Annotated in this window: 10 protein-coding genes; 2 read left to right on the plus strand and 8 right to left on the minus strand. The window is 71.3% G+C overall.

Annotated features, from left to right (window positions below):
* Positions 1 to 314 precede the first annotated feature (314 nt).
* A complete protein-coding gene (locus OC490_RS08870; protein ID WP_262057568.1) occupies positions 315 to 1,061 on the plus strand; it encodes an IclR family transcriptional regulator in 747 nt (248 codons plus the stop codon).
* Between the two features lie 7 nt (positions 1,062 to 1,068).
* Here OC490_RS08870 and OC490_RS08875 read toward each other — a convergent pair whose 3' ends face one another.
* The 7 genes from OC490_RS08875 to OC490_RS08905 all read right to left on the minus strand — a co-directional run bounded on the left by OC490_RS08875 (position 1,069) and on the right by OC490_RS08905 (position 9,329).
* On the minus strand, positions 1,069 to 2,199 hold the full coding sequence (locus OC490_RS08875) for an aromatic ring-hydroxylating oxygenase subunit alpha (protein WP_262057292.1): 1,131 nt from the start codon (positions 2,197 to 2,199) through the stop codon (positions 1,069 to 1,071).
* A 76-nt stretch (positions 2,200 to 2,275) separates the two neighbouring features.
* Positions 2,276 to 3,445, minus strand: a complete 1,170-nt coding sequence (locus OC490_RS08880; protein WP_262057293.1) for an NAD(P)/FAD-dependent oxidoreductase — start codon at positions 3,443 to 3,445, stop codon at positions 2,276 to 2,278.
* Complete coding sequence (locus tag OC490_RS08885) at positions 3,442 to 3,804, minus strand: bifunctional 3-phenylpropionate/cinnamic acid dioxygenase ferredoxin subunit (RefSeq protein WP_019069625.1); 363 nt, start codon at positions 3,802 to 3,804, stop codon at positions 3,442 to 3,444. The genes OC490_RS08880 and OC490_RS08885 overlap by 4 nt, the downstream gene beginning before the upstream one ends.
* A 45-nt stretch (positions 3,805 to 3,849) precedes the next feature.
* Positions 3,850 to 4,335, minus strand: coding sequence for a DUF2625 domain-containing protein (locus OC490_RS08890; RefSeq protein WP_262057294.1), 486 nt, complete (start codon positions 4,333 to 4,335; stop codon positions 3,850 to 3,852).
* Positions 4,336 to 4,387: 52 nt separating this feature from the next.
* Complete coding sequence (locus OC490_RS08895) at positions 4,388 to 5,056, minus strand: hemerythrin domain-containing protein (RefSeq protein WP_262057295.1); 669 nt, start codon at positions 5,054 to 5,056, stop codon at positions 4,388 to 4,390.
* An 8-nt stretch (positions 5,057 to 5,064) separates the two neighbouring features.
* Positions 5,065 to 5,982 carry an LLM class F420-dependent oxidoreductase gene (locus OC490_RS08900; protein ID WP_262057296.1) on the minus strand — a complete coding sequence of 306 codons (918 nt, stop codon included), beginning with the start codon at positions 5,980 to 5,982 and terminating at the stop codon, positions 5,065 to 5,067.
* A 116-nt stretch (positions 5,983 to 6,098) separates the two neighbouring features.
* Positions 6,099 to 9,329: a BTAD domain-containing putative transcriptional regulator gene (locus OC490_RS08905; protein ID WP_262057297.1), complete on the minus strand. Its 3,231-nt coding sequence runs from the start codon at positions 9,327 to 9,329 to the stop codon at positions 6,099 to 6,101.
* 165 nt (positions 9,330 to 9,494) lie between these two features.
* On the opposite strand from OC490_RS08905, the gene OC490_RS08910 reads away from it, so the two are divergent.
* Positions 9,495 to 10,184 carry a phosphatase PAP2 family protein gene (locus OC490_RS08910; RefSeq protein ID WP_262057569.1) on the plus strand — a complete coding sequence of 230 codons (690 nt, stop codon included), beginning with the start codon at positions 9,495 to 9,497 and terminating at the stop codon, positions 10,182 to 10,184.
* A 7-nt stretch (positions 10,185 to 10,191) separates the two neighbouring features.
* Here OC490_RS08910 and OC490_RS08915 read toward each other — a convergent pair whose 3' ends face one another.
* Complete coding sequence (locus OC490_RS08915; protein ID WP_262057298.1) at positions 10,192 to 11,523, minus strand: glutamate-1-semialdehyde 2,1-aminomutase; 1,332 nt, start codon at positions 11,521 to 11,523, stop codon at positions 10,192 to 10,194.
* Position 11,524 lies beyond the last annotated feature (1 nt).

An 11,524-nucleotide genomic window follows, 5' to 3' on the forward strand; every position in this document is an offset into this window, starting at 1 on the left:
CAGAGGTCGAATCCAGGCGTCGAGATCGAAGGCCCGACTCGTGACCGCGCCCTCCCGCTGTGCCGCGGCAGCGGTCATCGAGCCCACCACCCACCACCCGGACCCAGTGCACAACCAGTGCACATTTCCGCGGGAACTTCCGGGAACTCGCAGGTAGAAGCGGGATGTCCTCCGACCCTCGAATCAGCCGCTACCAGCCCAAAAGACCTGGTCAGAGTCCCCACAGTAAACACCTTGTAGCGTACTACGCGTATAGTTTCGCTGTGAGCAACTACAGTCCAGATACTGAAACGACAGGTTCGCCGTCCGGCGGGGTGCAGTCCGTGGACCGCGCGATCAGCGTGCTGGAGATTCTCGCGCAGCGCGGCGAGGCCGGGGTGAGTGAGGTGGCCGGTGAGATCGACGTGCACAAGTCGACCGCGTTCCGGCTGCTCGGCGCCCTGGAGGCGCGGGGGTTGGTGGAGCAGGCGGGTGAGCGCGGCAAGTACCGGCTCGGCTTCGGGATCGTGCGGCTGGCCGGCGCCGTCACCGGGCGCATCGACATCACCCAGCAGGGCCGCCCGGTCTGCGAGCGTCTCGCCGAGGAGATCGGCGAGACGGTCAACATCGCGGTGATGCAGGAGCAGTACGCGATCAACCTGTACGAGGTCCGCGGCCCCGGCGCCGTCACCGCGCACAACTGGGTCGGTGAACTCACCCCGTTGCACGCCACGTCCAGCGGCAAGGTCCTGCTGGCGCACCTGCCCGCCAAGGAGCGCGCCACGCTGCTGTCGGAGGCCGGCCTCAAGAAGGTGACCCCGCAGACCATCACCTCGAAGACGAAGCTGGAGAAGAACCTCGCCGAGGCCAGGGAGCGCGGATACGCCTGGACGCTCGAGGAGTTGGAGGTCGGGCTGCACGCCGTGGCCGCGCCGGTGCGCAACCGGGACGGCGAGGTCATCGCGGCGGTCAGTGCCTCGGGTCCCGCCTACCGGTTCACCGAGGAGCGGCTGCACGAACTCGCCCCGATCCTGGTCAAGGGCGCCGAGGAGATCAGCCACCGCATGGGCTACCTGGGCTGAGCCCACATCACCCCTGCGGGCCCCCCAGGCGCTCGTTCACCCAGTCGTGGAAGGCGCCGATGTGATGCTCGCTGGGCACCAGCACCCCGCCCTTGGCGTACATCCGTGAGCTCATTCCGGGCTGTGTGCGCTCGCAGGCCTCGAAGTCCTGGCGGTTGACCCGGTCGAAGAGTTCCACGGACCGGCTGACGTCCTTGCCGCTCTCGACGACGTGCGGGAGGTAGAGCCAGTCGCACTCGACGATCGTGCGGTCGACGGCCACCGGGTACATCCGGTGGAAGATCACATGGTCGGGGACGAGGTTGATGAACACCTGCGGCTTGATGGTGATCGCGTAGTAACGGCGGTCCTGGTCCTCGCTGACCCCCGGGATACGGTCGAGTCCCTCCGAGCCGTCCACCGTGAATCCCTGGACCTCCTCGCCGAACTCCGCGCCGTGGCCGACGTAGTACTGCGCGGCGTAGCCGTCGGCGAACTCCGGGAGTACTTCGGTGAGTTCGGGGTGGATCGTGGCGCAGTGGTAGCACTCCATGAAGTTCTCGATGATGAGCTTCCAGTTGGCCTTGACGTCGTAGACGATGCGCTTGCCCACCGAGAGGTGGTCGATGTCGTAGTGCTCCAGCGACTCCACGTCGCCGAGCCTGGTGACGACCTCGCTGATGACGTCCTCGTCGAACGACGGCGGGTTCTCCGCCAGGTTGACCCACACATAGCCGAGCCATTCCCGGACGGCGACACTCATCAGCCCGAACTCGGTACGGCCGACGTCGGGCATCTTCGTCAGGTTGGGCGCCGCGACGAGCTTGCCGTTCAGGTCGTACGTCCAGGCGTGGTACGGGCATTGGAAGGCCCGCTTGACCTCGCCGGCCTCCTCGGTGCAGAGCTTGGCGCCGCGGTGCCGGCACACGTTGAAGTAGGCGCGTATCGAGTTGTCGCGGGCCCGTGTGATCAGGATGCTCTCGCGGCCCACGTCCACGGTCCGGAAGGCGCCCGGTTTGGCGAGTTCGGAGGAGCGCACGGCGCAGAACCACATCGTCTCGAAGATGCGTTCCTGTTCCTGGGCGAAGATGGCCGGGTCCGTGTAGGAGGAGCCGGGCAGGGTGGCGATCAGGCTGTCCGGCAGGCTGGTCGAGGTCACAGTGCACTCCTCGGAGAACGTCGTGGATCGGTCGGTCACGCGCCGGGACGAACGACTCCGGACGGCGTAGTTACGGTCAACTCACCGTGGCGGCAAGCTGTTTGCGCCACCGCATGAACAGCCGCGGCTGGTTCATCGCGAGCACGGCGACCGGCTGCCCGGCACACCGGTAGACGGCGAGGAAACTCCGGTCGCCCGGGGCGCCCTCCTCTACGGTCACACTGTCGGCACCGGCCGCGTGACCGGCGAACTGGATCTTCACGCCGTACTGGTCCGACCAGAAGTACGGCGGCCGGGGCACACCCGGCTCCACCGCCCCCCACGACAGCAGCGCGGCCACCGCGGCCTCGGGCCGCTCCCGCGCACCGGTCCAGTGCTCGACCCGCCGATGGAACCCCGCCCGCTGGTCGTACCAGGACGCACAGTCTCCTACGGCGACGACGCCGGCGAGGCTGGTACGGCCGTCCGCACCGCATTTGACGCCGTTGTCGAGCTCGACGCCGGAGCCTTCCAGCCACTCGACGCACGGCCGCGCGCCCACCCCGACGACGACGATGTCGGCGGGGACCGTTCGCCCGTCCTCCAGGAGAACGCCGTCGACGCGGGCCTCACCGCTCAGCCCTTTCACGCCGACACCGCACAACAGCCGTACGCCGTGGGCCTCGTGGAGGTCGGAGACGATGCCGCCCATGGTCTCGCCGAGGGGACCGGCGAGGGGGGTCGGTGCCGCTTCGATCACCGTCACGTCGAGGCCGAGGGCGTACGCGGTGGAGGCGACCTCGGCGCCGATGAAGCCGCCGCCGATCACCACCAGCCGTCCGCCCAGGGCGAGTTCGTCGCGCAGGGCGCGGGCGTCGTCCAGGGTGCGCAGGGTGTGCACGCCGGCCAGTCCGTCCGTGCCCGGCAGATCGCGCGCGACCGCGCCGGTCGCGAGGACGACGCCGTCGGCCCGGATCTCCCGGCCGTCGTCGAGGGCCAACACCCGCTCCGTACCGTCGACTTGGAGTGCGACGGCACGGGCACCGAGCAGCCACTCGGCGCGGAGGTCCTCGTCGTCCGACTCCAGCGCGAGTTCGGCCTCGTCGAGGGTGCCTGCCAGGAATTCCTTGGACAAGGGCGGCCTGTCGTACGGGCGATGGGGTTCGTCGCCGATGACGACGAGCCGTCCGCCGTAGCCCTGTTTCCTCAGCGAGCGTGCCGCCGACAGCCCGGCCAGCGAGGCGCCGACCACGGCCACGGTCCTCACGCGGGTCCGCCGGCGAGCCGGGACGCGACGCAGGGCGGCAGGTTCGGGGCGTCCGTGGACGGCACGACGTAGATCATGCCGTCCTGGACGAGCACCTCGTGGGTACGCACCGGGCGCTTGGCCGGCGGGGCGTCGACGGCTCCCGTCCGCAGGTCGAACTTCGAAGCGTGCAGCGGGCATTCCACCTCGCAGCCCTCCAACCAGCCGTCGGCGAGCGAGGCGTCCTGGTGAGTGCACGTGTCGTCGATGGCGAAGACCTCGCCGTCGTCGGTGTGGAACACCGAAACCGGCGGATCGATGTCGAGCCGGTAGGCCTCGCCTCGCGGCAGATCCACGAGAAGGCACGCGGGAATCATCATGACACCTCGGTGCGTATAGCGAAACGGATTGCGGTAAGCGCAACGTCAGTTTGAGGGCGCCCCCAAACCCTTGTCAAGGCATCCAGAGGACAGGCGAACCCCGGGTTCGACGTTGCCTCTCACGCAACATGCCGCACGATAAGCAACTCGGCAGGCGGGCGAAGCCGGCTCATGCGACGCCGAGGGAGCTCGGGTCCACGCCGTCGGGCTGAGGCATGTGTCACGGCTCAGCCCGGGGAGTTCCGCCACGGGCACCGCGCGACGGCTGGTCTCCGACAACTCCCGGCGTCCCTCCGCCGACCGCAGCGGCGGGAAGAACGACAGCCCCTGCCGGCCGTTCAGCGCAGCGACCTCGGCCGGGCCGGGCAGCCCGGTGACGCCGACATCACTCGGGCTGCCGTAGATCCGCGGCCATCCGCCGTCCACGAGCGGACCGCCGCAGTTCAGCACGATGCCGCCCAGAAACGATCGGGCGGAGATCTGCGGTTGCAGCAGGCAGGCGCGGCCCGACTCGGTATCGCCGGGCAGCACCTCGACCGGTACGTCACCGACCCTCAGTGGCTCGGTCCCGGTGCGCCATGGCTCAGCTCGCGTGCCCTGCGTGCAGGCGGGCCTCCCGGCGGGCGTGGGAGCGGCGGCCGGACAGGCGCCACAGGAGGCGGGCGGGTGCCGGGGCCTTGGTGAGGAGCGTTCGCTGCTCTTCGGGGGTCGCTACGGCCATCAACGCGCTGAACGCGCGCAGCAGGTGCTTCTTGTCCAGCTTCGCCAGGCTGATCTCGCCGAGTTCCTCCCATTCGGCGACGCTCAGATACTCGGCGGCCAACGGGAGGATGGTGTTCTCCTCCTCGTCCATGTGCGTGGTCAACACCGAGCCCAGTGCGGTGAGTTGATCCGCGACCCGCTCGGCGAGGGAGGGTCGGGGGTCGGCGGCCAGTCCGTCCAGCGCGCCCCGCACGTCCGTGACCAGTTCCTCGAGGCGGTGGTGCTGTTCCTCCATGCGCGCGACCGCCTCGGCGCGCACCCCCGTCCGGGCCGTGAGCAGGGGCCAGAGGTATTCGTCCTCGCTGACGTGGTGGGCTTCCAGGCCCATGAGCATGAACCGCACCGCGTCGACGACCAGCGCGGCCCGGGCGGTGTCGCCGGGCCGCAGCCCGCGCACCAGGTCCGGCAGTTCCGCGCACGACTGCCGGAACGTGCGGTGCACCACCACCATGTCGTGGACATCCGGTTTCGAGGTGACTACGTCGGACATGGTGCTCCCTAACCCTTGCTCAGCTGCTCGTGGAAACGGTGTGCCAGGTCCGTCAGCTCTTCCGCGCTGCGCGCGGTCTGCTGCAGGTCGACGAGGACCTCGTCGGCCCCTGCCGCGTGGGCGGCGAGCAGGTAGTCCGAGACCTGGACGACCGTTCCCCGGTGCGGAACGGCGTCGTCGGGCGCGGCCTCGGCCGTCACCACGGGGTTCACGCGGACGACGGTGCGCAAGACGTCGGGGTCACGTCCGGCCGCCTCCGCGATCTGCCGGATCTGGCTGATGACGTAGGCCAGTTGGGGCACCGGCAGGGCGACTCCGGCCCAGCCGTCCGCACGGCGGCCGATGCGTTCCAGCGTGGCCGGGGTGAAACCGCCCAGAAGCACCGGCGGGCGCGGGCGCTGCACGGGGAGGGTTTCGATGTGGGCGCTCGGGATCGTCCACAGCTCGCCCTTGTACTCGGCCGAGGAACCGGACCAGACGTGTTCCAGGACGTCCAGGATCTCCTCCAGCCGGGCCCCGCGCCCACGCCACGGCACCCCGATCGCCTCGTACTCGTCGGACGACCAGCCGAGCCCGAACCCGAGATCGAGCCGCCCCCCGCTCAGGATGTCCACGGACGCCAGCGCGCGGGCCAGCAGGAGCGGGGAGTAGAAGGGGGCGTTGAGCGTGCTGGTCCCGAGGCGCAGCCGTCGGGTGGCGTGTGCCAGGAAGGACAGGGTGACGACGGGGTCCAGGAAGGTGCGGTACTCCTCCGGTACGGGACCTCCGCCGGGATAGGGGTCCTTGGGCCGCGTCGGTACGAGGGCCCGGTCGCCCACCCACAGACTGTCGAAGCCGATCTCTTCGACGGCGGCGGCGAACCCGGAGATGGTCGCGGGGTCCGTGAACAACCCGTACTGGGGAGATCCCAGTCCGATCTTGAGCATGTGTGTCACCTGTTCGAGAAGCTGGTGCGGTCCGTTCTCGGATCACCGTGCCGAACGCGGATCGACGTCCGGTCGACGGCGTGTGAAAGCGGGGTCGACCCGACGGGCGAACAGGCTCAGCGCCCCGCCGCTTCCTTCCGCAGCCGGTCGCTCACCTCGTGCACATGCTCAGCCGCGGAGATGTCGACCTCGGCCCGGTCCGAACTCAGCGCGGTGAACAGGCGGGCCACTTCCTGAGCGAAGCAGGCCGGGCTGCTCGGATCGTCCTCCGCGCCGCCGACGGCCTCCGACTCGGCGAAGAAGTCGACTGCCTCCGCGCTCCGCCCCTGGTCCACGAGCACGACCGACAGCAGCCGGGTGGACATGAAGAGCGTCAGCGGGTCGTCACCGTCGCGGGACCGCCGGATCCCCTCCCGCAGATCGGTTTCCGACGCTGTCAGATCACCGCGGATGAAGCCGAGCCAGGCCCTGATGTGCCGGGTCTGCGACGGCAGCGCCGGGTCGTCGCCCAGGTCCGCCGCCGCGACCGCGTGGTCCGTGACGCGTTCCAGTTCCCGCTGATGCGCGGGCCCGGCGAAGAGCCCGCTCGACGCGATCACCGACAGCGCGGCGACGACGATCTGCGAGGCGTCCGGGATGTCGCGCAACACTCTGGAGAACACCGCGACCAGCAGGGTGTGCTCGGCCAGCAGCCAGCTGCGCGCCTCGGCGGCGTCGGCGAACCGCAGTCCGGTCAGCGGCACGGAGAAGAGATGGATGCTGAGCGAGCCGGCCTGCTCGGTCGCGCTCATGGCCTGGAGCAGGGTGGCGTGCAGGAACATCGTCAGCCGTACGAGTGCCGCCTCGCGGTCCGCGACAGGATCCTCGCGGTCGGCGCGACGGGCGGCGAACGCCCGTACCAGATCGTGGAACCGGTAGCGGTCGGCCGAATGCGGTTCCAGCAGACCGGCCTCCACCAGATGCTCCAGCTGGTCCTCCGTCTCCGCTTCCGGCTGGTCGAGCAGTACCGCCGCGACCGCGACCGGGAAGTCCGCGGCGTCGAGCAGCGCGCACAGGCGCATCGCCCGGGCCTGGGCGGGGGCGAGGGCCCGGTAGCCGACCTGGAAGGTGGCCTCCACCGAGATGCCTCCGGCCCGCAACTCGTCGAGCTGGTGCTCCTCGGCGCGCAGCCGCAGCAGCTGCGCACCGAGCCCGCGTCCGGGACGGGCCGCCGCGCGCGCACCGATGATGCGCAGCGCCAACGGCAACTGCCCGCACGCGTGCACCAGTTCCAGCGCGAGTTCCGGGTCGGCGGCGATCTCGGCGTCGCCGGTGAACCGGCCCAGCATGGCCACCGCCTCCTCCTGATCGGGCACCGGTACCTCGAAACGCGTCGCGCCCGGCGGTACGAGCGAGCGGTGCCGGGTCGTGATCAGCGCGGCGTTGCCGGGTGTGCCCGGGAGCAGCGGGGTCACCTGGGCGGTGTCGGACGCGTTGTCCAGGAGCACCAGGATCCGGCGGTCCGCGGTCAGGGTGCGGTAGGCCCCGGCGCGGGCGGTGGGCGTCGTGGGGATGGCGGCGGCGGGCATGCCGAGCGCGAGGAGGAAGTCGACCAGTACGTCCGCGGGATCGGCGGGTCGGCCGCCGTCGCCCCGCAGATCCACGTAGAGCTGTCCGTCCGGATAGTCGCCGCGGATGCCGTGGGCGAAGCGCAGTGCGAGCGCGGTCTTCCCCACACCGCCGATACCGCTGAGCACCGCGAGCGCTACGGCTTCCCCGCTGGGCCGCAACGCCAGCCGAAGCCGCTCCCACAACCGTTCCCGCCCGACGAAGTCGCCCGGCGCCGGGGGCAGTTGCTGCGGTCGCACACCGGCCGGGGCCTCCTCGGCCCGCACCGCCGTCGTGCCGGACCGGTCGCGTCCGTGGGCGGCGCCCGCTGCGATGTGCCGGCCCTGGTCGACTGACCGCGGCGGGGCGTCGCCGGACGCGGCGAGGGGCGTAGGTGCGCCGACGTCGGTCGGCGTCGCGGCAGTGGGCCACAGTGCGGGGCCGGTGTCCGGTGCGGCAGGGGGCGGTGGCATGGCACCGGTCGTGGTTGCGGCGTCGGTCTGCGGTATGGCAGCGGTCGGTGGCACAACACCGGTCGTGAATCCGGCGTCGGCTGGCGTTGCGGTACAGGTCGGTGGCGTGACGCCGCTCGTGGATACGGCATCGGTCGTCCCCGGAGAATCGGGAGAGGGCGCGGCATCGGGAGAGGGCGCGGCATCGGTCGAGAACATGAAGCCGGCCGAAGGCACAGCATCGGTCGAAGGCAGGGCACCGGCCGAAGGCACAACGCCGGCCGAAGGCACAACGCCGGCCGACGTCGTAGCACCGGTTGGGAACGCGGCACCAGCCGGGGCCGAGGCGTCACTCGCTGCCGTGGCCCCGGCCAACGCGTCGGCGCCGATCGCCGGTACGCCACCGGCCGATGTCGTGGCACCGCTGGGAAACGCGGCGCCAGCCGGGATCACCGCGGCGCCACTCGGCATCGTGGCCCCGGACGAGGCGCCGGCGCCGAGCGTCGGCACGCCACCGGGGTGTTCTCCCCCGAACCTCGACTCGACGGGGTCGGGCTCGGTGCCGTTGAGGATGCGGGTCTGCAACTCGCGGAGTTCCGGTCCCGGGTCCATGCCCAGTTCGGCGACCATGGTGTCGCGGGCCGCGGCGTAGACCGCGAGGGCCTCCGCCGCCCGTCCGGCACGGTGGAGCGCACGCATGCGGAGCGCGTACAGGTCCTCCCGCAGCGGATGGTCGGCGATCAGTGAGATCAGTTCCGTCGCCACGCGGGCGTGCTCACCCAGTTCGTCGGCGCAACTCAACCGCGCCACCTGGGCGTTCAGCCGCAGTTCGGTGAACCGTCGGCGGTGCCGCTGGGCGTAGGGACCGGGCACGCCGGACAGCGGTTCCCCCGACCACAGTGCCAGCGCGGCGTCGAACGCGCGCAGGGCGGGGCCGGTCTGCCGCGCGGCTCGCAGTTCCTCGCCGTCACGGACGAGCCGCTCGAAGCGCAGGGCGTCGACGGCCCGCTCCGGGATGTCGAACCGGTATCCGCCCTGCGTGGTCTCCAGTCGGGCACGCTCCTCGCCCAACGAGAGACGGATGCGGTAGACGTACGTCTGCACCGAGCGCACCGCGTTGCCGGGCGGCTCCTCCCACAGCGCGTCGATGAGGTGGTCGAGACCGCACTGGCGTCCTTCGCCGAGCAGGAGCCGGACCAGGACCGCGCACTGCAGCGGACTGCCCGGATCCAGTCGGCGCCCGTCATGGCGAGCGCTCAGCGACCCCAGCAGCCCGAACTCGTACCCCTCCACCGCCCCCGTTGCCACCCGCCGGAGTCTAGCGGCCCCGACCCCCACCTCATCTGCAGCGCCCGGCCTCGTGAGCCGGATTGCGGTTAGGGTGCTGGTGGCTCGCGAAACGGACATGACGGGGGGCTCGCGTTGGATCGTCCGGCAGGAGCAGGAGAGGGCCTGGCAGCCGACGCGGGCCAGTTGGGGGCGCGTGCCGTACTGCCCCCGTCGCTGCGCCCCCGGCTCGCCCTGATCGCGGTCCTCGCCGCACTGGTGGTCGTCGCGCTCGGGGTCCTGTACTCGGGCCACAGCGCACCCGGCGCGGTGGACAGGTGGATCTTCCCGCCGACGGCGGACAGTGTGGGGCCGCCGTGGCGCCAAGTCGCCCTGGTCCTGGACTTCTTGGGCGAGCCCGCGGGATCGGCGATGGTGATCGTGGCCGGTGTGGTGGGCTGTCTGCTGGTACGGCGTCCCCGTGCGGCGGTGCTCGTCGTGGTCGGCGCCGGTGCGACCGTGGGGACGACCACGGTGCTCAAGCACGTGGTGGGACGGACCATCCACGGGCCCGGCAACCTGTCGTACCCGAGCGGGCACACCGCCTTCGCCACCGCACTCGCCGTCATGGCGGCGCTGTTGGCGACGGACCGGCTCGGCCTCGGCAGGACGGCCGGTACGTCACTCGTGCTCGCGGCGGGGCTGGTGGCCGGCGCGATCATGGGCTGGGCCGAGGTCGGGCTGGGCGCGCACTACCCGACCGACGCCCTCGGCGGCTGGTGCACCGCGCTGGCGGTGATCCCGGCGTCCGCGTGGCTGGTCGACCGGACGGCCGACCTGCTGAGCGATCGGTCGGCCGGACGGACGGCCGACGCCGGTCGGCGCGCGCCCCGCTGACGTCACCTCACGCCAGGCGGCGGAACACCGGCTTCACCGCTCGCCCGGCCAGCCAGGGGTTGGGGTCGGCGGCGTCCAGTGCCTTCCGGTACACCGCGCAGGCCTGGGCCACCACGTCGACGGTGCGGTCGATGTCCTCGTCGTCGAGCGCGCTGCTCACCACGAAGGACGGGGCCAGCACGCCGCCCGCGAGGAGGCGGCGCAGGAACAGGGTGCGGTACTGCTGCGACGGCCGCAGGTTCTCGTCGAGGGTGGCGAAGACCAGGTTGCTGGCCCGGCCCCGGACGACGACGTGGTCGCCGACGCCCATGGCGGTGGCGGCATCGCGGACACCGGCGGCCAGCCGCTCGCCGAGGGCGTGCAGCCGCGCGGTGATGCCCTCCTCGACGTAGGTGGTCTGCACGGCCATCGCCGCTGCCAGGGAGTGCGTCTCCGCACCGTGTGTGGTGGACAGCAGGAACACCCGGTCGCGGGCGCCGGAGCCGCGCAGCCCGCCCCGCTCCATCAGGTCGCGGCGCCCGGCCAGCGCGGAGACGGCGAATCCGTTGCCCAGCGCCTTGCCGAACGTGGAGAGGTCGGGGACGACGCCGTAGAGGCCCTGGGCGCCCGCCTCGGACCAGCGGAAGCCGGTGATCATCTCGTCGAAGATCAGGACGCAGCCGTGCCGGTCGGCCAGTTCGCGCAGGCCGGCGAGGTAGCCGGGCGGCGGCTCGGTGTGGGTGGCGGGTTCGAGGATCAGGCAGGCGATCTCGTCCGGGTACCGGGTGAGCATCTCCTCCGTGGCGGCCAGGTCGCCGTAGGGGAAGGACGCGATGAGCTCGGTGGTCGTCGACGGGATGCCGGCGGACATCGGGGTGGTGCCGATGAACCAGTCGTCGACGGAGAAGAACGGATGGTCGGAGCAGAGGGCCACCCGTGAGCGGCCGGTGGCGGCGCGGGCGAGGCGTACCGCGGCGGAGGTGGCGTCGGAGCCGTTCTTCGCGAACTTCACCATTTCGGCGGTCGGCACGGTGGCCAGGAAGCGTTCGGCGGCCTCGACCTCCAGGATGGAGGGCCGGACGAAGTTGCTGCCGCGGCCGAGTTCGCGCCGCACGGCCTCGATCACGCGCGGGTGGGCGTGACCGAGGCTGACCGACCGCAGGCCGGAGCCGTACTCGATGTAGCGGTTGCCGTCGACGTCCCACACGTGGGCACCGCTGCCGTGGCTGATGACCGGGGCCAGGTTCTCGGGGTACTGGTCGTCGCCCTTGGCGTAGGTGTGAGCGCCCCCGGGGATCATGGCGTGCAGCCGCTCGTTGGCTGTCCGCGACAGGGGCAGGTCAAGCACTTCGGTGTCCACG

The sequence above is a fragment of the Streptomyces sp. STR69 genome (genome assembly GCF_024519455.1).
In the GTDB taxonomy this organism is placed as follows: domain Bacteria; phylum Actinomycetota; class Actinomycetes; order Streptomycetales; family Streptomycetaceae; genus Streptomyces.

Coding starts and splice junctions, on each gene's coding strand:
- OC490_RS08900 (WP_262057296.1), bottom strand. CDS start 5,982: ATGCTCAAGATCGGACTGGGATCTCCCCAGTACGGGTTGTTCACGGAC.
- OC490_RS08895 (WP_262057295.1), bottom strand. CDS start 5,056: ATGTCCGACGTAGTCACCTCGAAACCGGATGTCCACGACATGGTGGTG.
- OC490_RS08885 (WP_019069625.1), bottom strand. CDS start 3,804: ATGATGATTCCCGCGTGCCTTCTCGTGGATCTGCCGCGAGGCGAGGCC.